Here is a 23,340-nt window from a genome sequence, read left to right as displayed (position 1 = left end):
CCCAGGGAGGGGCCGAACTTCACAACAGGGATATCGCGTCCCCGGGGTCCCCTCTACTGCCGAGCCACTCGCTCGACAAAACTCGAAGCACGCAGCACCAGTTCATCTTTCCGGTCCTGGCGCGCAGCGGCGGCATCGTAGCCGGCATACGGGAGCGGGGGGTCGTTACGAACATTGGCCGAGCACTGGAAGTCTCGGCAGATCAGTGTTCCGACTGTGCTGCCACGTCGACCAGCGGGCCCGGCCAACTTGGCGCCGTAGAAGACGACCTCGTTGGGAAGGCGCGTGTCACGGCACCAGGAACACTGGGCACGCGACCGCGGAGTGGCTTGCGCTTGAACGAGCAAGACTCCGATGATCTCCCCGTCGAGTGTCGGGACGATCGCGTAGGCGCGTCGGCCCATTTTGGGATCTCGCCAGCCCAGATAGTCGAGAGCGTCGAAGTCGATGGTGTCGAAGCCATCCGGCAACGTGAGATCAGTCTTCTCCTTACGGCTCGCGTTGACGAGGCTGGAACGGGTAGATGTATCGGTCAAAATGATCATGGGTGTATGCCAATCGTGGATCGGTGAAGGTGGGTACAGCTCATGGCCCGACCAGCACCTAGTGCTGTCGGGTCCGAAATGCGCTATCTGCTGCCGGCGAAGACGACGCCGACAACCCCCTCACGCCCATGGGGCATCACGATGTCCACACCCCGATGGTAGCCACAGGTCCTCGACACGGGCCACTCGATTTATCGACGCACTTCATGCGTGAAATGGCGCGGTGAATCAGTCACGCCAGACCGCCGTGAACTCGTACCAAGGTCCGCCGAGGTGCTTTGCGGAGAAATCGTCGAACCCCGTTGGTGCGCCGCTGGGCGAGTACACCCATCCACTCGTGGTGGTGAACATGCTGTCGTTGTCGATGAAGTAGACCTCATCGGGACGTACGACATGGGCACTGCTGATCTCGAACTGGCCGATCTCGAGCTCTTCCACAGTCGATCCAGGCTGCTCCAGGAGAGCAATCGCGACGGTCTCGAACTCTCCGCTCTTGTCGAGGAAAGTTGCCGGCGGCATCAACAACACCGCAGCGACCGCGGCGATAACGGCAACCGGAGAGGGCAGGATCCACCACGACCACCGTCGGTCCTGGCCGAGAACGTAGAGCGTACGAACCGCCCACACCAGACCAACAACGATCAAGGTGAGCAGAGCCGCAGCGCTGACGAGGAGAGGATCGAACCACCTGAAGTCACCGAATGGCGAAGGCCACCACCCGTAATGCCGGCAGACCAACGCAATAAGCGGAACAACGGTGAATGCCAAAAGAATCGGCCCCGGTGGCTTGGACGACTCCGGAGGGTCAGCTACCAACCATTCACCCAGCGACTTCGGCCTTCTCATCACCCCACCGTATCTGCAGGTCATGGCAAACTCAGCTACACGGCGAATACCTTTGCAGTACAAGCACTCTCGTTCCACTCACAACAACCAACGCAGCGATCGGCACTCTCGGCGCAACCGACACAGATGGACAAACCTCACAATCCGCAGATTCAACGTGCCGATCATGCGACAATCGGACGGTGAACGAGACCGCGAGTGGAGTTTCGCACCCGTACCGATCGCGACTGTCGACCGTCGGCATCCTCTTCGCCGCCGGCCTGCTGTGGTCCACTCCCCTCTCCGCAGCCACGCCCACCGAAACCGGGCCGGCCAGTTGCGTACCATTCGGAACCGCCCAACTGCCACCCGGCGCACCCTCGGGAGGCGGACGAGTCGGGTTGGAAAACCTTCCGTTGTTCAACGGCACGGCGACCCCCTCTTCCATCGAGATTCGGACGCCAACAACTCAATTCAATCGATTCTGGGACTTTGCACTGGTCGACCACGACTTACTCGCTCGTCCGCGGGCACCCGGCGAACCAACGACCGAGCCATGGCGTTTCGTGCCGATGCCCGAATGCCTACGTGGACGACTGGTCGGGATATCACTGGACGACGACGAACTCGTCGTAGTCGACGACAACGGCTGGATTTACACGATGGACAACGCCTCCCAGGACCCGCTCGTGTGGAACTGGACTTCCGCGTGGGGTGCGCCCCTGTGGAGTGGTCCAGGCCGACAACTTCCGGGAGACCGGCCGAACGGGTGGGCGCTGAGCGTCTCGTCGCCTTGGGACAATCAAACTTTCACCGACATCGCGGGACGGATTCACTTCGTCGGACTCGCCAAGATGACGATGATCCCCACGCTGACCGCGGACGGCAGCCGAATAACCTACGCAGACCCGTGGCTGCCCAACGACGACAGCTACGAGATCGGCGGCCCCCTCGGCGGGCGATTCCAGGCGGACTCGCTGTCGGCGGCCGGATCAACCACTTTCGTGATGAACAAGTACGGCGACATGTACACCCGCACATTTGATTTCGATTCTTCGGGATCGGACTCGATCTTCTTCCGCTACACCTGGGAAGATCAGTCGGACAAGCCGTCGGCACCCAACCTCGTGGCCGAAACGCTGGACCGCAGCACCGCAGCGATCCAACTTCCGGCACCGGACTGGGTGCACCAGCCCAAGATTCCCGGTGAAGTCACATCCGCGATCAGTGTGCACTCACTCGGCCCCGGCCCGAACCGGCGGGAGTTGCGTGTCGAGGGCCGCCGCGGCGCCGAATCCGGTTTCTGGCACAAGGATCTCGTCGGGGATGCTTGGGAGTTCACGCCGACCGGCGCGTCCCTCCTCGGCACACTGATCGAAAACGCGCCGACAGACCGGTCGACGGATACCCTGTCCCCCGCTGCCCCCTGGCACTTGTCCACGACCTTGCCCGCCCGCGACGGCGCCATCGACGGTCAGACTCTGATCGACATCGGGTTTCCGTACTCTGTGGTGGATCCGCGCATGCTCGACGCGATCGGCCAGCACGCACAACCGTCCGGATACCGACTGGACGTGGACCATTTCGACCCGGTCGCCACCACCCGGACCGCGACCGTGACTGCATCGGATGGCACGGTTCTTCCGGTCGTCCTGCACACCGCCGACGGACTACGGATGACTCCCCGCGCATCCGGCCTCGATGCCGATCCGCGCCACCTCGTCGGGGCAATCGAGATCCCGTCGGACGCGTACGCGGATCGGGCATCGAACCCCGCTCTGGACGCGTTCGTGCAGGACTGGATGCGCGGAAACCACATTGCCGCGATCACGCTCAGCGCCACCGACCACGACTTGGTGATCCGCTAGCCGAAACCAGCGTCGTCCACCGTGTCGCCTCGATAAGCTCAGCAGAGGGTCGACACCACATCCCGCAAAAGGCCAGTTTCTCGAACCTCCTCCGATTTCGAATCAGGACGTTCCTACACCGGCCGATCCGATCACGGCCACTACTAGGCACAATCGGCACCACTAGATCTATCGCGTCCGTCAACGCCCAGACCGCTCCGGTCGTGCCGGTTGGCAAAGTGCGGGAGGCACATTGAACGATGCCTACCTCGTTGCAGCGGGCACCGGACTGCGATTCATCCTCGAAGATCGCGGCGAGTCCATTCTGAAAACGATCGCCGTTCCGGTCCCCGTCTCCGTCACAGCGATCGGTGACGCACGCAACGCCGTCGGATTCATGATCATCGAGCTCCCATTTCAAGAAACAGACCTGGAACGTGCCGTCGCAATCGTCGCGAAGCAAACTTCGGTCTCAAGCCGTCTCCACGTGCGGCAGGAACAACCTTTCCGCTCACGCTCGAGGCCGCGCTCGTCTAGCGCTGGCCACTTGGCCCGTTGGCGGGCAATGCCCGCGTCGGCTTCACGGCGGCGTGTTGCAACGACAACTTCTGGATCGGAATCCAGACAGATGCCGAGCTTCTCCCTCCAGCCGGCGAAATCGCCCACACCGTCGAGCGAACCATCGCTGAAATAGCAAGCCCTGCAGGCTGACTGTGCCGACAAGTGAAGTCCGGACGTCGGACCACACGCCACTGAGCGCAGGTCCGCACGCACGGCCGCACCTGCCGAGCACCGGAGTCCGAGCGCCCGGTCTAGCTACCACCCAGTAGTAATTTTGTGAGCCTTGACACATCGGCAACACACTCAATACTGTTCAGCGGACGATAGTCGTCTCTTATTCGGTCGACTCCAAATCTCCCGCAGACAAGGAACCGAGAACTGATGCGCAACAACCGAACCCGCAGTGGGCTTATCGCCGGAGGGCTCCATTGACCACACCGAACGTCCAGTCGGGTATTGCCACTGCGCCTCTCCAGGCCGGAGGACTAGCAGCGGTTGGGTTCCTCGCATTTTCGGAAGTCACCAGCGGAATGTTGCAGTCGTGGTATATACCGCTCATTCCCAAAATCGGGCAGAGGCTCGACGTCAACCCGGCACAACTCAACTGGGTCCTGGCGTCATACCTACTCTCCACCGTAATTTTCGTCCCATTGCTAGCCAAACTGGGCGACAGATACGGTCATCGTCGCATGGTTTTGATTGTGCTTGGCTCCGTAACCCTCGGAACGATCCTGACAGCAGCAGCTCCGTCCTTCGGAATCTTTCTGTTGGGCAGGGTAATTCAAGGATCCCTGGGAGCTCTACTTCCGCTGGAACTTGCAATTCTCCGAGAACGAGCGGGAGCTAATTCAGGCCGCGCAATCGGAATTCTCGTCGGGTGCCTTGGCGCCGGAGGAGCGGCAGGAACCCTTTTGGTCGGAATGCTCGGCACCAACGCCGACCTGACTCTGGTCCTCTTCGTACCCGCCGCACTCGCACTGGTAAGCCTTGCCACCATCGCGCTGTTCGTCCCCGAAACCTCCACCCGTGCAGCTGGGTCCATCGATTGGACAGGTGCAGCGCTGCTTGGCATCGGCCTCGCGATCTTCCTTGTCGGGATCAGCAACGGAAGCAAACTGGGGTGGACTTCTGCAACAACGCTCATGGCGATTGGTGGCGGCTTGGCGCTACTTGTCGCTTTCGTCGCGCTCGAGCAGAGAATCAGCGCCCCACTGGTCGATGTGAGCTTGTTGACCAAGGGCGGGGTGGGATTTCTGATGGGATTGACGGGACTATTCGGCTTACAATTTTACGGAGCGGCCACCGTCTCAGTACTGTTCTTCGCATCCAAACCCGAAGCCGTCGGGTACGGATTCGGTCTCGACTCAGTGGGCGTGGCGTTTGCTATCAGTCCGGTGCCGATTGCCCTGATGATTTCGTCGTCCCTCGCCGACAGCGTTTCGCGACGATTCGGAAATCGAACCACGCTACAGATGTCTTCCCTTTTGATTGCCATCTGGTTCGTTGGGCTGATTACATTTCGACACAATCTATCCGTTTTCATTTCGATGGGTGCTATTGGTGGTATCGGTGTCGGTTTTATCGCGGCACTCCTCCCCGCCCTCATCGTTTCTCGTGCACGTCCAGAAGACTCCGCAATCGCCGGCGCTCTGTACAACACCTCTCGAACGATGGCTGGGGCCGTCGCCGGCGCCACGTTCGCTGCAATCATGTCCAGCATGCTGATCAGCGGGTCGCAAATACCTAGCGAGAGTGCTTTCATAACGATCTGGGCCATCTGTATCGGTGTTTCCGTTCTGATCTTTGTTCTCGCCCCATTCCTCAACAAACTGGGCGGAAAGGCCTACCAGCCAGAGACTCCGGAGCAAATGATCAATCTTCCGGTCCGAGAATCATCATGATTCGGAACGAGAGCCTTTGGCCGCAGTTCCGAACAAGGGAGCACACTGAACCTCGCAACTACACCAGGCTAGACCGGAACTGACGAGATGCCCTAAGGAGATCGCCAGGTGGTGCGTGGCATGATGGAGTCATGCCACGCGCCGCCTCACAACCGTCTGGGCGCGGCCGCCCCATCGACCCCGACATAGAAACACGTCTTCTGTCCACCACTCTGGAATTGTACGGGGATCTAGGGTGGGCAAGATTGAATCTCGATCTCATTGCGCGACACGCCAAGGTTGGAAAAGCCGCCCTCTACCGGCGATGGCAAACCAAAGAACAGATAATGTCAGCCGCGTTGCGATTCAGTCAAAGATCTCTCGGTGACTTGGATACTGGAACACTGCGGGGGGACCTGGTGGCCGTCGGCCAAGAAACTGCAGAGCGGTTGTTCGGGAACCATGGCACAGTACGGATGCGGGCCATGATCGACGCCAAAGTCTTTCCAGAACTATTCGAAGGCGAAATCGCTGGGGTGCGCGCTGAAGGCATAACCGGCGGTCGCGAAATCATTTTCCGCGCGATTGAACGCGGAGAGATAGCGAAGGGAACTTCGCCAGCTCTGATACTTGATGCCGTCGCAGGAACGATCGAACACCATTATTTGATGACCCCGAATTCGAAACTCAAAGAGTTCGAAGCCGGAATCGATAAATATATCGAGTCGGTCGTCGATCTAGTCCTCGGGGGCGTCAAATCTCAAAGCAGTTCTGCTGACAGGTAGTCGCGCCTACGGTTCATCGTCCTGACTCACCACTGAACGAACGACTAGTTCATATCGCCGAAGTTACTGCCGCACAATGAAATTGAATGCACAAGATTGGTCGGACCGATCGAACACGGTCGGTACCACAGGAAAGAAGCGAGCCACAGTGGACATATCGGAGAACACTACCGCCACGTCACTGAGATGGTCAGTGAAAGATTCCTTACTGCAATATGTTCGAGCCCTGGGCGAGATTTCATACGCTTACGGCCTAGCCGAACAAGGTGACGAACTCCACTGGCCACTCGTCGCCGATCGCCACGACCCCGATGGGGCGCGAATTTCCCAGTACCGTGGTGAGATTCACCTCCGGGCCCACGACGGGCTTCTCGACATCGTCATTGCCGATCCCGAGGTTCGTATCAACGACAAACAGGGTCAACTAAGCGTCAGGACCACCCTCGACGGTTCGGACCACATCGTGATTGCGACCCTCGATGTTGTCGAGAGCCCAGCATCAACCGTGTGCGCCGAGGTCAGGGTTACCCCTGCAGGTTCGATGATGTTCGGCGCGAATTATCCTTCGGGTGCGAAGCTTTCGCCGTTGACTGTCGGGGTCGGACCACAGCGACCGTCACCCTGACGGCCGCGGCACTGCAATCGGCGGTCTAGGGCCAATACCCACAGATCGATACCAATGGGTCAATCGCGTCTGTCTTCCGGGATCAAGAACTCGATCTTCGCTCGCTCCCCGTCCGCATCGAAGTCGTTGTCGCGGTCTGAGACACGCGCGATCAGTTCCGTCAGTGCCGCATGGATCGTCGTGTACAGAAATGCACGCGGGTCGGACACCCCCATCACGTCGTCAGTGTTCATCTGTACCTGCGCCGTAGCGGTACGCCTGCCCAGAAACACACGTGGAAGCCGGATCCCGGTCGGATCGGTCACCACGGTGATGTCGCCACCAACGACAACAAACAGATCGAAGTCGTACTGCATCGCGATGCCCCTCAGCCGGTGTCTGAGCCGTGTCAATTCCTCGATGAAGTCGAGCGGCACCGACGGTCCACCGAATACTGTTCTGAACGTGACCCCGCGAGTCATCGATCTGCCCCCTTTACGAATCATCCATTTCAGGATCGAGGGCCATACCCTCTGTGTCCCCCACGCCGAGTGCTCGGGCATATCGACCGGCATACCGCTCCAGTGCGACTGCGGAATCGACCTCACCTGCCCATTGATCCGGAATCGCGGCGCCGTCACCCGTTGTTCGCGACACTCGCGCCTCGGAGAACTCGACAGCGGTCCGGGTGAAGGAACACCGCACAAAACTCGTGGCCGCCGAGAATCGTGAGCCGCCGAAAGTGCACTCCACGAAAGAGGTATCGGCGAACTGCGCACCAGGCAGGTCTGTGTCGTCGAATGCACATCGTTCGAACACAGTATTGGGCACGGAGCGGAGCCCGCGTGCTTTGGCTCCAGTGAAATCGCAATCGACCACCCTCGGTCCGAGCGCCAGACGCGAGAGCGTGGCACCCCGGAAACTGCACCATTCGAATCGGCGATTGAAACGGGGCTGTCCGGTCAGTGCCACGAAATCGAAACGGCAGTCGAATAATTCGGATTCGAAGGCGGAGATCGCACCCCGAGCGAAACTCAGATCAATCCGTTCCAACGTGAGATACCGGATGTCCAATCCACCGCTACCCGCTGTCAGGCCACGCACATCGATCAGCCCGCCATCGGTCTCCGCCCATGGGGAGACGAGAGTGTGGGGCGGCTTGACGATCCGCGACTGATCGAGCAGCTGCGCCCGTAAATTGTCGACGCCCTCATCTGACCAACGTCGACGTAGGGAGGTGATCGCGGACCGGTTCACGGGCTCAATAGTATCGGCAAGATCCCCCGCGATTGGCCGTGGCTGCCCAAGAAGCGAACCGCCACGCATCAGCACTTCGGTAGGAATCACTTCTCGGAGCGCGCAAACAGCCGGACCGTGAAATACACGGCCCGGCTGCAGCGCTCACACGCACCAACTGGAACTCGGAGTTAACTCGGGTACTGGAACCGGTCGTATACGAATCTTTGACTCATCCCAGGATCAGTATCGAATTATCCACTCTCACAGATTGATTACGTCGCCCACAAAGATCTGGTCGGGATCGGCGATCTGTGGATTGATGTCCCACAACTGCTGCCAGGTGAGACCTCGTTCTGCAGCGAGGTCGAACAATGTATCACCGGCCGCAACGACTACCTCTTCGCCAGACGCTGGAGCCTTCGACTCCGGAATGCTCTCTACCGGTGCAGATTCGGCTGCCTCAGAGTAGACGACGGGAACTGGTGCCGGTTCCGGTGTGGATTCGGGTGCTACTTCCGGTGCCGGCACGGGCGCGGGTGCGGGCACGATACTCGACCCGGTATCGCACGCCCCGATCGAACTCAGGAAGGACATGGGATCGACGGCGCCACCACTGTGAATGCGGAGGTGCAGATGTGGACCGGTGGAGCTACCGGTGTTACCCGTTGCCCCGATCTGGTCGCCTACCTCGACGTGCTGCCCCACACCGACCCAGGTTTCGGAGAGGTGGCCCATCTGAATCTGCTCGCCACTGTCCGCTTCCAACTGGATGTACGTTCCGTATCCACCCGGATCATTGGGTCCGGCAACAGAAATCGTGCCCGATGTCGGCGCGTGAAGCGCGGTGCCGACGTTGACAGCGAAGTCGACTCCGTCATGTCCCGCGTGGTACCCCTGCGAAAGTGATCCGCTTACCGGCCACTCCCAACTGCAACTCGCCGACCAGCCCTGCGCACCGGCGGTACCTGCATTGACAACTGCTCCGGCCCCCACAAGGGCGCCCAGTCCTGCAGTTACGGCGATGAATCGTTTTGTGCTGGAAGGCTTGTGTTTTCTGTGCTTACTCATATTTTCCTTGACTGATGTGCTCGGAGCCGGCGCAGGCTCTACCGCCAGACAGCACTCAGAACGTGCTGAGCTACGCGGTGCATCGCACCGAGACTCCGTTGGAGTGAAATTTTCGGATTGCGCCATGGAGAGAAGTACGGTGACCACTCTCGAACGCGATCGCGCGCATAGACCCGCAGGTCTGTATCTCCTGGTGACAGCACAGGAGATACGGGTTCTACATCGAGGCAGTGCCTGAATCGATCGTTGATCGAGGACTACGAATGCCGGACCGAACTGAGGGCATTTTGTTCGAAGATCGACAGGGTGGGTGTCTACCCGGATGGTCGGAAATGGGGTGGAACATGGAGATCCTTGCGTTGCGGATGAGGAATCACCTCATACGCTGTCGCTTCACGACGCTCCACGCCACGGTTGAATTACCTGGGTACGTACCTGTTTTCGCGCTTTCGACCCGACCGGTCGATATCAGGCGCCACTTCATTCCACGGCATCTGGTGAAAAAATCAGTGCCTCACATCACTTCTGGAGACGATACCGCGCCTCGGTCACCCGGCACGTCAGCGTTACCGAGATGGGACATACAGCTGGCATTGCTGCTACACGCCGAACGGGAGACCAGTGCACGTTCCGGCATCGGAAACGCGCGCTGATCTCCCGTCAGGTCGATCTACTAGCTAGTGCATCTACGGTTTGAGCTACTTCTCTGCTGCGTGATGGGCCGCGATGTATCCGTAAACCAGCCCCTGGCCGATCGTCGCGCCGGCGCCTGGGTAGGTGTGACCGAATGCGTTGGCCGCGGTATTGCCGATCGCGTACAGGCCGTCGATGACGCTGCCGTCCTCACGAAGCACGCGTGCATGCTCGTCCGCCTGCACACCGCCGCAGGTGCCCAGGTCGCTGAGCGTCATCTTCACCGCATAGAGGGCGCTCTTGTCGAGCTGGCGCAGATTCGGGTTCGGAGACACTGTCGGGTCGCCGTAGTACCGATCGTATGCGCTGCCGCCGCGACCGAACTCCGCATCGCTACCTGCAGCAGCGGCCTCGTTGAACTTCTGGAAGGACTCGGCAAACGCATCCTCGGGGAGACCGACCTTGCGGGCGAGTTCGGCCGGACTGCTCGCCTGGTGCGCGATGCCGGACTCGAAGAATGCCTGCGGAAGGGGCTGACGGGGGAAGATACCGCCTGCGAACACGTAGCTGTTGCGGTACTCCTGGTCGAAAACAAACCACATCGACTCGGCCGGATCGCCAGCCTTTTCCCGTTCGAGCACGCGCTGGCCGAACGACATGTAGTCCGTCGCCTCGTTCACGAATCGACGACCGGTCTGGTCGACGATGAAAGAGCCGGGCAGCGCACGCTCTGCGAGCATCACCATCGGCGGGCGGCCCTTGATGCTTGCCACCGCGGGGAACCACCAGGACTGATCCATCGATCCGATACCTGCACCGAGCTCTTGTGCTGCCTCGATCGCTTCGCCGGTGTTGCCCTCTGCGCCCAGGCTCTCATGCTCACCGAGGCTCTCCGACTGGTACTTGTGGCGCCACTCCATGTTGTGGTCGAACCCGCCGGCTGCCAGGACGACACCGCGCCGAGCGGTCACCGTCACTTCACGTCCGTCTTGCACCACAACTGCACCCGTTACGCGGCCGTCTTCGGTGATGAGCCGAACCAACGATGTTTCCGTCCACACCGGGATACCGGCCTGGACCACACCGGCGAACAGTCCGGCGGCGAGCGCCTGACCGCCCGCGATGTATTCACGCTTGAGGACGTACTTGCCGTAAACGCCTTGCGCCAGGCGGCGGATGATGCGGGGAAAAGCCTTGCTCGGCTTCTTCACCATCAGGTTCATCCACTTGTAATCCGCACCCGTCACCGGCATCGGCAGTCCGGCTTCCATCAAACCTGGGCGCAGGCGACCGCGTTCCGCTCCCAGTACCGACGCGTCGAACGGCAGGCACTCGCAGGTACGTCCGGCGGCGCTACCGCCCGGCAGTTCGGGGTGGTAATCGGAGTATTCCTTGGCCCAGAAGAACTTCATGGGCGTCGTGCGGTAGAGCATGTCGACAGTGGCCGCACCGTTGTCGACGAATGCTTCTCCTCGTTGGGCAGGGGCAGTATCACCGACCACCGAACGCACGTATGTCTTCGCTCGCTCAACGGTGTCGCCCGCACCGGCTTTCGCCAAGATCGGGTTGGCAGGCATCCAGAACGCACCACCGGACCGCGCCGTCGAACCGCCGACGTACTGCGTCTTCTCCACGATCAGCGTGGACAAGCCGAGTTCGTTCGCGGTGAGGGCGGCAGCCATGCCGGTACCGGACCCGATCACCAGTAGATCGACAACGATGTCCTTGGCTTGTGTCGCGGGGGGTGCCTGATTCTTAGCCATTGAACAAATCCCTTCACGTGGTTATCGACGTAGAACGCTAAGGCAGTCGCGGCGCAGAAGGTTCCGGATGCCCAGTCAGCGGGACATTGCGAGTGGATTGGCGAAAAACAGCTCCTGCCACGGTTCGGACGTTGTGGCCGTCTCAGCAGAACTACGCCTTGCCCTCGTCGACCTTTAGGCTGCTCTCGTGACGACAGACTCCGGCTTCGGCATCACTGACGAAGCGCTCGGCACCCTTGTCCGCGGGCACTACATCTTGTCCGACGGTGAGCGATTGGACGACGACTACTACAGCCTGACCTGCAACCTCGACGGGCGAGCCGTCGGATTTATCGCCCACTCACTCGAGCCTGACGCCGTACGCGGCATGCTTCCCCGCCTACGCCACGTCTTCGACCAGCACGAGGCTCTTCATCGTCTGGCTGTCGAAGCGATTGTCAACGAATTCAGCGAAGAAGCTCCGTCACGAGGCGAAGTGATCGATGCACTGCGCGATTTGGTGCTCGAGTCCGTCGAGGTCTTTCCCGACAACCACGTCGTCCTTGGTCTGACAGACTCGTGCGGTTTGCATTTCATGGACGGGTACTGGCCGGCGGTTCGTTTCAACGGCGACGATGGCGTCGTCGAGGTGACTGTCGAATCCTGACCGCGATCCTCGTCTCGGACTATCTGCTGATGTTCCTCGGCACCGATGAAGAATAATCATCTACATGAAATGGAACACCCCTACAGAGACCGGCTGGTTCGTGAACCTTGCCGAAGGTGGTTCGGCCGTATCGATATTCGATCCGTCGGGGAGCGTCCAAGGCGAACTGATTCCCGCACCCGACGACGAATTGGAGAGCGTTTCCGGCGGGCGGAAGAGGAAATCGTCAACAGCCGAGCAGGATCGACCAAGGCTCGCATTCCGCAAGGGCCGACCTGCATCACTTCGATTGTCCGACGGAACGATCGGGACTCTGATCGACCAGAGACCCAAGGCCATGCGCCGCAAGAACAAGCTGTGCGAAGTCGATATCGCGGGCAGAAGATACCTCTTCGTTCATTCATCGGGCCGAAAGGCAACAGCCCGACGTGACGGAATCGCATTGGCTCACATGGAACGTGGGCGATGGTCCGGTAGAAGTATCGTCACCAGAAGAACCCTCACAGCAACGGACACCCTTGACGAATGTGTCCTGACACTGTTTCAGAAGGTAGTGACACCTGGACGTACCGGTGCCTTCGATCAGGTACTGACCGACCTCAGCAACATATGACGTACGCCACATTCGGTGGATCTCAACCGCACTCGAGATACTAACTTTCAACTCTTAGGTCCACGGACATGCCTTGGACACAATGAGTTTCACATCTCGGATCGGAAGGCTGAAGCCAGATCATGGTCAATGTCGACGCTTTGAACACGCTCGCCCAGCGATTGTCGCCGGGTGCGATGATCACAGATCCAGATCTACTCCAGTCCTATCGTCAGGACTGGAGTTTCGATCCCGCAGCCGGCACTCCGATCGCCGTCGTACGTGCTTCGACGACGGCAGATGTCCAGGAGACCTTGCGCTTCGCCAACAGTCACAATGTCCCGGTCATTCCACGGGGCGCCGGCACGAGCGTCGTCGGCGGATCCACCGCCGTCGACGGCGCTATCACCCTCAGCCTCGAGCGAATGAAATCTATTCGAGTGGACGTCTCGTCACGAACCGCGATCGTCGAACCAGGGGCAATCACCAATGACGTCAAGGCTGTTGCCGCACGCGAAGGTTTGTACTATCCACCAGACCCGTCGTCTTATGAAATCTGTTCCATCGGCGGTAATGCCGCCACCAACGCAGGCGGACCGTGCTGCATAAAATACGGCGTCACCAGTGATTACATCCTGGGTATGACGGTTGTGCTGCCTGATGGATCCGTCGCCGAACTGGGCGGAAAACGGATCAAAGACACCCCAGGGCTTGCATTGACCAAGCTATTCGTCGGCAGTGAAGGAACGCTCGGTGTGATAACCGAACTGTCGCTGCGACTCATCCCTCAGCCTCCGACTCCCCACACATTGGTGGCCTTCTTTCCACTCATGGCCGACGCAGTTGCCGCTGCCCGAGATATCACAAGTTCAATACGCCCTTCAGAACTCGAAATCCTCGACAACGCAGCCATCAAGGTGGCGGAAGAATTCCTCAACATGGAACTGGACACCGATGCGGGAGCACTCCTGATCGGGCGATCCGACGCCGGTAACGGCGCAGAGACAGAGATGAAATTGATGAGCACTCTCTGCGAAAAGCATCGAGCCACAGCTACATACGCTACCGACGACCCTCACGAAGGCGAACTGTTCATCCGCCCCCGCTATGCCGTTTACGAAGCCTTCGAGCGGAAAGGTGTGGTCATCGGCGACGACGTCGCGGTACCCATCGACAGACTCCCCGAGCTCACCGACGGTATAGCCGACATCGCGAAGCGCTACAGCACCACCATCGTCAGCTACACCCACGCAGCCGACGAGCTCACGCACCCAGTCCTCAACTACCCCATCGGAGACGTGGCCGCCGCTGAATCCGCCTCCGCGGCGCGACAAGAAATCTATCAACTCGTGAGCACTCTGGGCGGATTCGCAGCAACAGAATATGGTGTAGGACAAGATAAGCGAGATCGCTTGTCGAACTCGCTCGATCCCGTCGTCAGCAAACTGAACAGGACCATCAAGAACGCTGTCGACCCCAACAACATCTTGAATCCGCGCGTTCTGATCCCCTCGAGCGGTTCGACGGACGGCATCTGAGGCCGCTACAGGTATCGAATAGCGACGAGTACCTGAATTCTCCTGTGCAACCGGATATGGTGAGGCTGTCGTCTTCAATGCGGCGGTGCAAGAAGGGAAGTTACGACCAAGACGTTATGTCGGGGAATAAGCAAATCGCCTGGATATGGCTGGAGGCCTCCGTGATGAATCTCGTTCGCCGACTGAGCGTCTGCACATCCGTCGTGATCACGTCGGCTCTGACGTCGGTAGCGCTCGCATCCGCTGCGGTGACCATTCCATTCCAGATCAACCCTGCGCCGTACGGCAACCCGAACGGCAGCTTCGACGCGCCGGCAGTCCGCTGCGTAGCTGTAGTCGGCGAACTACCCGGCACGGTGACGATCACCGGAGGCAAGGAAGACCGCTGGGGATGCCTGCTCTCATCCGAAGTGCGCTGGCTGAACCTTTCGACCGGGGCCTCCGGCTCCGCTCGTCTCTCGGACGGCCTGAACGGAGTCCCGGCAGGGGCGATCGTGCAGACCGGGACCGGTCAAGTCGCTGTCGCCGTGATGTCTGTGGCCGGATCCATCATCACCCCAGGTGTCGCATCGTTCTACGTGCCGTAGCACCAGAACTCCGCATCGCGGACGCGGTGGGGCCTAAGGTCCTGTTTACCGACCCGTCATCCCGGTTAGCCTGAAAAGACGCTACCGAGAGGACTCTCATGACCTCGTCAGTGCACGCAACGATCGCAGTGGATCTGGATTTGATCGACCTGTACAAAGACCTCCACGGCAACCCGGAACTTGGATTTCACGAGCATCGAACATCCAGTCTGGTGGAAGGACATTTGACAGCACTGGGATTCGACACGACTACCGGCGTCGGGACAACCGGAGTCGTCGGAGTCCTGAAGAACGGAGCGGGCCCCACAGCGCTGCTGCGTGCGGACATGGACGCCCTCCCGGTTCGGGAAGAAACCGGATTGGACTACGCCAGCACCGTGACAACGACCGACGACCAGGGGAAGACCGTCTCGGTCAGCCACGCGTGCGGCCATGACCTGCATACGACCTGCTTACTCGGTGCAGCCCGGATCCTCTCGCAGGACACGACGACCTGGTCCGGCACTCTTGTCCTCGTCTTCCAACCGGCGGAGGAACTTGGCGCGGGTGCGCAAGCCATGGTCGACGACGGACTGTTCGAGCGATTCCCGAAGCCCGACATCGTTCTCGGCCAACACGTATCGCCGCTACCGGCAGGCACGATCGCCGGGCACGCCGGCCCCTCGTATGCGGGATCGGACTCACTTCGTGTGAGACTGGTCGGAAAGGGCGCCCACGGATCTATGCCGGAGAACTCGGTCGATCCCGTGGTCATGGCGGCCGAAACCGTGTTGCGTTTGCAAACTGTCATCTCACGCGAGGTCCCGAGTACTGCAACAGCTGTCCTCACCGTCGGCTCCATCCATGCTGGAGATGCCGCCAACGTCATTCCCGGCGAAGCAGAACTGCAACTCAACATCCGCAGCTACGACGCAGTTGTGCGTCAGCGCATCCTGGACAGCGTCGACCGCATCGTCCAGGGCGAAGCGGCCACCGCCGGCGCACCCACCCCACCGACCATCACCGAGACGGAGCACTTTCCGATCGTCGTCAATGACCCGGCGGCGCTGGACAAGACACTTGATGCGTTTGCCGAATGGTTGGGGACGAACAAGATTCTCGATCCCGGCGCAGGAGCAGGTAGTGAAGACGTCGGCATTCTCGCGACCAGTGCCGGTGCGCCACTCTCATACTGGTTGTTGGGCGGTACCGACCCTTCACTGTTCACGACAGGTGACATGACCGATCCGGCTTTGCGAACCGTGCCGTCGAACCACTCCCCGCACTACGCTCCCGTGATCGAGCCGACCCTGACCATCGGTGTGAACGCCTTGGTCGTCGCGGCCAGGACGTGGCTCCCAACTCCCTAGGGTGTTGCGGGTCCGCAATCGATCGACCGTCCATACGATCAAGGCTGCAAACGCATAGGCGCCGCCGAGAATACTTGCAGCGCCCCACCCTGCCGCGTCGAAAACCATAGTGGTGGAAACCGCTCCAGCCGCGCTGCCCAACGAATAGAACACCATGTAACTACCGATGGTCCGCCCGGCCGATTCCGGTTCATCCGCGACGATCAGGTTCTGGCTCGAGACATGAACAGCCTGCACGGCGAAGTCCAACGCAACAACACCGACTACGAGTAACACCAGCGAGTGCGTCGCCTGCGCGTTGAAAACCCACGACAGCAAGAGAACGACCAGCGACGCCCCGGTGACGCGTTGCGCTTTGCCTTGATCGGCCCAACGTCCGGCACCGACCGCGCCCAATGCTCCGACCAATCCGGCGATTCCGAAGAGCCCGATCTGTGTGGTCGACAATCGCCACGGCTCCTCGCTCAGTGGTAATGCCATACCGCTCCAGAGCGCACCGAAGGACGCGAACAGGAACAGGGTGATCAGAGCCCTCGTGCGAAATAGTCGGTTCGTAAGAGTCAATGTCACGACCGATCCCATGGCACGCGCGTACGAACCCCGATCCGAGTGCGAACGAAGGTCTTTCGGCAGCATCGTCAACGCGAGCGCCGCGATGAGGACCGAAATCAAGGTGGATCCGGCGTAGACCACCCGCCAGCCTGCCAGATCCGCAACTGCGCCGGCGACAGTTCGAGCGAGGATGATGCCGACGACAACGCCGCTGGTGATCACACCGATGTTTGCGCCGCGCTCATCTGGGTCGCTGATTGCCGCAGCGTAGGCGACTACGACTTGAACGACGACCGAGAAGGTGCCTGCGACGGCCATCCCGATCAGCAGTTGCAGATTCGTGGCTGCCAGAGCAACAAGCATCGTTCCTGTTGCAGCAGAGACGATCTGGATTGCGATCAATTTCTTGCGATTCACGAGATCGCTCAGTGGCACCAACACGATCAACCCCACCACGTAACCGAGTTGGGCGAGTGCCACGACGAAGCCGAGGCCGGCCGGAGCAATGGAAAGATCTGAACCGATTTGCCCGAGGAGCGGCTGTGCGTAGTAGATATTGGCTACCGAGACCCCGCAGAGCACCGCGAGCAACAGGCGAAGTCCACGAGGCATTTTGAACTTGTCCCGTGCGTTCTCGACAGCATGACGTGCAGTCACTTCCACCTCAATTTGGTTGCGTTTTGATACCATTTGGAGGCTACGTCAATACAGTTTCAAAACGCAACCAACGAGGACCCGATGCCTGATCGCACACAATGGACGGACCCGCACTGCCCGACAGCCCGAGCGGCCGACATCATCGGCGACAGATGGTCGCTGTTGATCGTGCGAGACGCCTTCGACGGGTCGTCGAGATTCAGTCAGTTTCAGCGAAACCTGGGCATCGCAAAGAATATCTTGACGGACAGGCTGAAAACCCTTGTCGAGCAAGGAATTTTCGAAGTCCGACCGAACGAACAAGGGACCCGCAACGAGTACATCCTGACCGGACGCGGTATGGATCTGTTCATCGTGATCACGAGCCTGCGGCAATGGGGAGAGCGCCACGCCTTCGATGACGGTGAGCCACACTCGATCTTGATCGACGACACCACGGGCGATCCGGTGCCCAGGCTTCGACTGATCAACGCACGGAATATCGACCTGGACCCGGCAAGTACACATGTGGAGAAGGTCGAGGAAGGTTGACCCGCAACTCGCCAGATCGGTAGATGGGCGCACAGGATTCGAAGTTCGCGCATACTCCGATCATGACTGTCGATCTCGAGTTTTCCTGGCCGCAGTTTCTCTGGATTGCATTCATCTTCGTCGGCGTACCCACAACTATCGGCGCAAGCATCATCTGGACAATCTGGCGTTCGGAACGAACTGGCGTGGAGCACTCCACGACCGCCCTCGACGCCGGGCGCACGGGATCGGGCCCACTCGGACTGTGGCGTACCGGCCTGTTGGCCTTTGCGCTGGGCCTTCTGTCTTGTGTGGGCTGGCTCAGCTGGTCAGCCGACTACAAAGGCGGATTCCGCGGCCCCGGCCTGCCTGCCCCGACGCAGTTTCCTCCCTGGCAGGTGTTTGCCTGCGGATTAACGGTGATCCTCGCGTGTTTCGTTTCCGCACATCGGTCGCGATGGATGAAGGCAGGCGGCCTGACTGCAGCTGCCGGCACGGCTGCGGGATTCACCACAGCATTCAGTATCGACGCCAGTACTGATGTCACCGGACAGGCAGGCGTCGGCGTCGCACTGTCCACGATCGGATGGGGCCTCACCCTTACCGCACTGATGCTTCTGCGCGGCAAGTGGTCGCGACGAGAATGAATCATTGCCGGATCATCCATCCAACGAGTAAAGAATTCGATAAGCGAACCTAACACGTCTTGAAATTCATTAACAAGAAAATCGATTCCAGATACACGATCGCCTAATTGCCTGATTGCCGAACCTCCACGAGATCCTCGAAAAATATGAGACAGAAGCCTTATCGCTTCCGTGCCAACCCTTTGACGCATGCGGATCATAATATGCTTCGGACATCACGCGGAAGTGCACACAAGTCTGTGACTCACGGCATTATCCGATTTATCACGGGAAATCGTGATAAATCATCACCGTCACTGAACTGCAACAACGCCTTAAGTTACAGATTCAACTAGTTCCAAACCATAGGGTTTCTTCCTTTTTCTCGGCGTCTCGATTCCGTAATGCTTGACATCGAATTGTCTTTCGTTCTCAATGAGCGATGTCAACTGACGATGATGCATCTCAGTGCATCAACGCAGTAATTCCGCTATCGAATCCAGTGAAGGGACCAGCCGCGAAATGACGGTTGCCGAGAGCTTGAAAGATAGGAATCTGTACTCCAACCTCAGGCGTGCTGCTGATTTGAGCAACCCATTCTGGGATCGCGCAGTCAGTGAGGGCCTGGCCGATATCACCGCCGATCGCGTCGCAGGTTTCGAACACCGGACGATCCAAGGATACGAATTCGAGAACTTCTCCACGTACTCGTATCTGGGGCTCGACACCGACGACCGAATTCGTTCGGGTGCGATCGCCGCTCTCGAGCGCGAACGAACGTTGAACAGTTCCATCTCGCGGATGAGAGTCCACTCCAGCCTTCTCGACGACACAGAGGCCGCGTTGAGCGAACTGCTTGACGCACATGTGCTCACCCTCGGATCCGCCGCAAACGCTGCGTGGAGTTTGCTCCCCCTCGTTGCGTCCGGGTTGCTCACCGGCGGTGAACCTCCCCTCATGGTGTTCGACAAGAACGCACACTTCTGCCTCAATGCCATGAAGGCGAGCGTCGCCGACGAAACGACGATCGTGACCATTCGGCACGACGACGTCGATGAACTCGAAAGTCTTTGCCGAACAAATTCTCAGGTGGCATACGTGGCGGACACCGTCTACAGCACAGGCGGGAAGGCGCCGCTGAACGAGCTGTTTGCATTACAGGCCAAATACGGACTGATTCTCGTTCTCGACGAGGCGCACAGCACCTCGGTCATCGGACACAACGGGCGTGGCGCGGTCCTGGATCTCATCGGCAGCCTCAATGATCGAACATTCTTGCTGACATCACTGAACAAGGGATTCGGTGCTTCCGGCGGCGCGATCGCACTCGGTCGGAACGGGGGCAGTCGAAATCGTGATCTCGCACTTCGCTACGGCGGCCCGTTGACGTGGTCGCAGCGTGTGAACGTAGCCGGGCTGGGTGCTATTGCGGCGTCCGTGGAGCTCCACCGCAGCGGAGAGGTCGACAAGCGGCAGCGGCAACTCCGCACGGTTGTCGAACTGTTCGATTCGCTCGTCGACACGCCGGCATCGGGCGATGGACTCCCGATCCGCTTCGTCACGCTCCACGAGGAAGAACAAACCATCACCGCAGCACAGAAACTGCTGGCTAGCGGTTTCTACACATCGGCGGTCTTCTTCCCTGTCATCGGCCGGGGCAAAGCCGGGCTGAGACTGATGCTTCGGGCGGACCTTCCACATGCAACGATCGAGCGCTTCGCCGACGTCCTACGAAGAGTCACGGAATGAGCGACGACCGCACTGTCGCAGTGACACCTCTGGCTTGTGCCGTCGTGTTGACAGCACAAATGGCCACGACCATCTACCTCCCTTCACTGCCGAAGATCGCGACGGATCTGGGCATCGAAGATTCCGTGGTGAAGTGGTCTGTGACACTCTTCGTGATCAGTGCCGCACTTCCGGTGGTCGTGTGGGGGCGGTTGGCAGATCGACTCGGACGCAGGACGGCACTGTTGTCCAGCTTGGTATTGTTCGTGATCGCCTGCGTTGCATTGGCTTTGGTCCAGAGCGCCGCCGTACTACTGATCGGCCGGATCGTTCAAGGCATCGGAGCAGGGGGTGCGGCCATCATCGTGCGAATGATGGTGAAGGACAAGTTCACCGGTTCGGAGTTGGCTAGTCGATTGTCGCTGTTGTCGATGGCATTTGTGGTGGCACTGGGCGGTGGCCAACTGATCGGCGGCGCTCTCGCGTCGTTCACCTCGTGGCGAACCGGCTTCGGCGTGCTCGGAGTACTCGGAGCAGCACTCGCTGCGGTGGCACTGAGGACCGAGAACACCACAGTCCGCGACAACAACGAACGCGTTGTTCGGTGGAATGCCATAGTCCTGACACCCCAGTTCTACAAACCAGCCATTGCGGGGGGCCTGGGTTTCGGCGCGATAGTCCTGGTGCAGCAATCGAGTCCCTTCCTGTTCAGCGATCGATTCGACTTGCAACCGTGGGCATTCGGAGCCTTCGGAATCCTCTACGGAACCGCCTACTTCAGCGGCGCGTTTTACGTCAATCGAAGGGCCACAACCGTCGGTTCAGAGAAGTTGATGCGTCGAGGTGCGCTGTGCATGCTGCTTGCCGGCCTCGTCCTCATGCTCTGCTGGTATCCCCCACTCGGTTCCACGCCGTTGCTCGCGGTCTTCCTGCTCGGATACATCGCACTGACATTTGGGCAATCACTTCTCTTCCCGAACTCGGCAGCATCAGCAGTGACGCATTTTGCTGAAGGCGGAGCCATCGCCGTCGCGTACTGCGGACTCGTACAGCAGGGGATTGCCGGCATCGCCTCTGTAGTCGGACCTCTCGCATCCGATGAACGCGTGTGGTCGGCAATCGTCGCACTGATCACTGCAGCAGCGACTGCGCTCGTATTCTCCCTCCGCACGGCTTCCTCCGAACCGACAGTAGGTACGTCCCATGCCCGTCATTGAACGCACCGCACAACTCGACCCCGGTACCCGCGAGCAGAACTTACTGGCATACAAGGAAATTCGCGAGCGAGTTGCGGACGCGCAACACTTGTCCGTTCACGGGGCACCCGAGCGGTCGGTCGCCAAGCACCGGGCTCGCGGCAAATTGCCCGCTCGCGAACGCATCGATGCTCTTCTCGACGTGCAGTCCCCGTTCTTCGAGATCGGACAACTGGCCGGATTCGAGGTGTACGACGAGCAACTCCCGTCGGCTGGTCTGGTCACGGGCGTAGGGCTCATCCGCGGCTCACTCTGCGCCATCTTCGCGAACGACGCCACCGTCAAGGGCGGCACCTACTACCCTCTGACCGTCAAGAAGCAACTGCGATTGCAATCCGTCGCTCGTCGGCTGAGGCTGCCATGTGTCTATCTCGTCGATTCCGGAGGTGTTTTCCTTCCGATGCAGGACGAGATCTTCCCCGACGAGCACCATTTCGGCGAGATGTTCAAGAACATCGCCGAAATGTCGGCGGACGGCATCGTTCAGATCGCAGCGGTCATGGGTTCCTGCACGGCTGGAGGTGCATACATCCCAGCGATGTGCGACGAGACCGTCATCGTCCGCGGTACCGGCACCGTCTATCTGGGCGGCCCTCAGTTGGTCAAGGCTGCAACCGGTGTCGACGTCGAACCGCAAGAGCTCGGCGGCGCCGACGTGCACGGGGTGATCAGCGGCGTCGTCGATCACATCGCCAACGACGACATCGAGGCTCTGAGCATGATCGCCGACATCGTCGCCCGCGGTGATCGACGGGAGGTACGGGCGCCGTCACGATCTCCGCGACCACCTCTTCACTCCCCCGAATCGCTCGACACGGTGATCCCGGCTTCCTCGAAAACCCCGATCGTCGCGCGCGACGTTCTGGCCCACCTGCTCGATGCCAGCGAATTAGTCGAGTACCGAGCGAATTACGGCCGAACCATCGTCTGCGGAACCGGCCACATCGAGGGGTACACCGTCGGGGTCATCATGAACGACGGTGTGCTCTTTTCGGAGGACTCCCTCAAGGCCGCGAACTTCGTCGAACTGTGCTCACAACGAGACATCCCATTGTTGTTCCTGCACAACGTCAACGGATTCATGGTCGGGAAGCAGTACGAAGCGGAAGGTATCGCCAAACACGGAGCGAAACTGGTCAATGCCGTTGCCTGCGCCAGGGTTCCCAAGCTCAGCATCGTCATCGGCGGAAGCTACGGGGCGGGAAACCTCGCGATGTGCGGACGCTCGATAGGTCCTGACTTCATGGCCGTGTGGCCGAACGCGAAGACCACCGTGGTCGGTTCCGAGCAAGCAGCGTCGGTGATGGCATTGATGAAGATCGAATCTGCGCGCACACGCGGAACTCCGCTCACGGAAGAGGAAATCGAGGAAATCAAACGGCCGATACGCGAAGGTTACGACCGGCAGGGCGAGTCGGTGTACGTCGCATCCAGGCTATGGGTGGACGCGATCGTCGACCCGGTCGACACGCGATCCTGGGTTTCACTCGCGCTGTCCATGCTTCCCCGCAATCACGGAACTACGCGCTTCGGCGTCTTCAGGATGTGA

20 protein-coding genes and 1 pseudogene are annotated in these 23,340 nt (G+C 59.8%); 14 read left to right on the top strand and 7 right to left on the bottom strand.

All coding sequences use genetic code 11. The features are described from left to right. Positions 1 to 53: 53 nt before the first annotated feature. Both RA302_RS06195 and RA302_RS06190 read right to left on the bottom strand, forming a co-directional pair. Positions 54 to 545 carry an FBP domain-containing protein gene (locus RA302_RS06195; RefSeq protein WP_019747493.1) on the bottom strand — a complete coding sequence of 164 codons (492 nt, stop codon included), beginning with the start codon at positions 543 to 545 and terminating at the stop codon, positions 54 to 56. Between the two features lie 228 nt (positions 546 to 773). Beyond that, positions 774 to 1,391: a hypothetical protein gene (locus RA302_RS06190; RefSeq protein WP_031331749.1), complete on the bottom strand. Its 618-nt coding sequence runs from the start codon at positions 1,389 to 1,391 to the stop codon at positions 774 to 776. 182 nt (positions 1,392 to 1,573) lie between these two features. Here RA302_RS06190 and RA302_RS06185 point away from each other — a divergent pair, with 182 nt between their 5' ends. From RA302_RS06185 to RA302_RS06170, 4 genes are all read left to right on the top strand, one after another. After that, positions 1,574 to 3,238, top strand: a complete 1,665-nt coding sequence (locus tag RA302_RS06185) for a hypothetical protein (RefSeq protein WP_338479754.1) — start codon at positions 1,574 to 1,576, stop codon at positions 3,236 to 3,238. A gap of 968 nt (positions 3,239 to 4,206) precedes the next feature. After that, on the top strand, positions 4,207 to 5,679 hold the full coding sequence (locus tag RA302_RS06180; protein ID WP_049941038.1) for an MFS transporter: 1,473 nt from the start codon (positions 4,207 to 4,209) through the stop codon (positions 5,677 to 5,679). A gap of 131 nt (positions 5,680 to 5,810) precedes the next feature. Beyond that, a complete protein-coding gene (locus RA302_RS06175) occupies positions 5,811 to 6,443 on the top strand; it encodes a TetR/AcrR family transcriptional regulator (RefSeq protein ID WP_024488222.1) in 633 nt (210 codons plus the stop codon). 76 nt (positions 6,444 to 6,519) lie between these two features. Then, positions 6,520 to 7,068 (top strand): HtaA domain-containing protein, encoded by a 549-nt coding sequence (locus RA302_RS06170; RefSeq protein ID WP_046378083.1) that lies wholly within the window; start codon positions 6,520 to 6,522, stop codon positions 7,066 to 7,068. 59 nt (positions 7,069 to 7,127) lie between these two features. Here the strand turns inward: RA302_RS06170 and RA302_RS06165 are convergent, their stop codons facing one another. The 4 genes from RA302_RS06165 to RA302_RS06150 form a co-directional block, all read right to left on the bottom strand. Beyond that, a complete protein-coding gene (locus tag RA302_RS06165) occupies positions 7,128 to 7,529 on the bottom strand; it encodes a hypothetical protein (protein WP_060938284.1) in 402 nt (133 codons plus the stop codon). 13 nt (positions 7,530 to 7,542) lie between these two features. Further along, on the bottom strand, positions 7,543 to 8,304 hold the full coding sequence (locus RA302_RS06160) for a pentapeptide repeat-containing protein (RefSeq protein WP_338479749.1): 762 nt from the start codon (positions 8,302 to 8,304) through the stop codon (positions 7,543 to 7,545). A gap of 243 nt (positions 8,305 to 8,547) precedes the next feature. Continuing rightward, positions 8,548 to 9,354, bottom strand: coding sequence for a peptidoglycan DD-metalloendopeptidase family protein (locus RA302_RS06155; protein ID WP_338479747.1), 807 nt, complete (start codon positions 9,352 to 9,354; stop codon positions 8,548 to 8,550). Between the two features lie 698 nt (positions 9,355 to 10,052). Further along, positions 10,053 to 11,750: a 3-ketosteroid-delta-1-dehydrogenase gene (locus tag RA302_RS06150; RefSeq protein WP_020906521.1), complete on the bottom strand. Its 1,698-nt coding sequence runs from the start codon at positions 11,748 to 11,750 to the stop codon at positions 10,053 to 10,055. 187 nt (positions 11,751 to 11,937) lie between these two features. Here RA302_RS06150 and RA302_RS06145 point away from each other — a divergent pair, with 187 nt between their 5' ends. From RA302_RS06145 to RA302_RS06125, 5 genes are all read left to right on the top strand, one after another. Further along, positions 11,938 to 12,396 carry a hypothetical protein gene (locus RA302_RS06145; RefSeq protein ID WP_051720826.1) on the top strand — a complete coding sequence of 153 codons (459 nt, stop codon included), beginning with the start codon at positions 11,938 to 11,940 and terminating at the stop codon, positions 12,394 to 12,396. A gap of 64 nt (positions 12,397 to 12,460) precedes the next feature. Further along, positions 12,461 to 13,009 (top strand): hypothetical protein, encoded by a 549-nt coding sequence (locus tag RA302_RS06140; protein ID WP_019747508.1) that lies wholly within the window; start codon positions 12,461 to 12,463, stop codon positions 13,007 to 13,009. A gap of 122 nt (positions 13,010 to 13,131) precedes the next feature. After that, the gene (locus tag RA302_RS06135; RefSeq protein ID WP_338479746.1) at positions 13,132 to 14,526 is read left to right on the top strand and encodes an FAD-binding oxidoreductase; all 1,395 of its coding nucleotides are present in this window, start codon (positions 13,132 to 13,134) and stop codon (positions 14,524 to 14,526) included. A 164-nt stretch (positions 14,527 to 14,690) separates the two neighbouring features. Then, positions 14,691 to 15,113, top strand: coding sequence for a hypothetical protein (locus tag RA302_RS06130; RefSeq protein ID WP_041814715.1), 423 nt, complete (start codon positions 14,691 to 14,693; stop codon positions 15,111 to 15,113). Between the two features lie 98 nt (positions 15,114 to 15,211). Next, positions 15,212 to 16,462, top strand: a complete 1,251-nt coding sequence (locus RA302_RS06125; protein ID WP_142005992.1) for an amidohydrolase — start codon at positions 15,212 to 15,214, stop codon at positions 16,460 to 16,462. A gap of 9 nt (positions 16,463 to 16,471) precedes the next feature. On the opposite strand, the pseudogene RA302_RS06120 reads toward RA302_RS06125, so the two are convergent. Next, positions 16,472 to 17,626 (bottom strand): annotated as a pseudogene (locus RA302_RS06120) (MFS transporter); the annotation flags it as partial. 126 nt (positions 17,627 to 17,752) lie between these two features. Here RA302_RS06120 and RA302_RS06115 point away from each other — a divergent pair. From RA302_RS06115 to RA302_RS06095, 5 genes are all read left to right on the top strand, one after another. Next, the gene (locus RA302_RS06115) at positions 17,753 to 18,202 is read left to right on the top strand and encodes a helix-turn-helix domain-containing protein (protein WP_046379802.1); all 450 of its coding nucleotides are present in this window, start codon (positions 17,753 to 17,755) and stop codon (positions 18,200 to 18,202) included. A 23-nt stretch (positions 18,203 to 18,225) separates the two neighbouring features. After that, complete coding sequence (locus RA302_RS06110) at positions 18,226 to 18,828, top strand: hypothetical protein (protein WP_166501947.1); 603 nt, start codon at positions 18,226 to 18,228, stop codon at positions 18,826 to 18,828. A gap of 501 nt (positions 18,829 to 19,329) precedes the next feature. Beyond that, positions 19,330 to 20,556: an aminotransferase class I/II-fold pyridoxal phosphate-dependent enzyme gene (locus RA302_RS06105; protein ID WP_020968692.1), complete on the top strand. Its 1,227-nt coding sequence runs from the start codon at positions 19,330 to 19,332 to the stop codon at positions 20,554 to 20,556. Then, positions 20,553 to 21,752 (top strand): MFS transporter, encoded by a 1,200-nt coding sequence (locus tag RA302_RS06100; RefSeq protein ID WP_166501946.1) that lies wholly within the window; start codon positions 20,553 to 20,555, stop codon positions 21,750 to 21,752. The genes RA302_RS06105 and RA302_RS06100 overlap by 4 nt, the downstream gene beginning before the upstream one ends. Next, positions 21,739 to 23,340, top strand: coding sequence for a carboxyl transferase domain-containing protein (locus tag RA302_RS06095; protein ID WP_020968690.1), 1,602 nt, complete (start codon positions 21,739 to 21,741; stop codon positions 23,338 to 23,340). The genes RA302_RS06100 and RA302_RS06095 overlap by 14 nt, the downstream gene beginning before the upstream one ends.

The sequence above is a fragment of the Rhodococcus sp. DN22 genome (genome assembly GCF_036669995.1).
Lineage (GTDB): Bacteria > Actinomycetota > Actinomycetes > Mycobacteriales > Mycobacteriaceae > Rhodococcus_F > Rhodococcus_F erythropolis.
The sequence above is the reverse complement of the archived record's forward strand: the minus strand, read 5'-3'. Positions and strand labels throughout refer to the sequence as shown.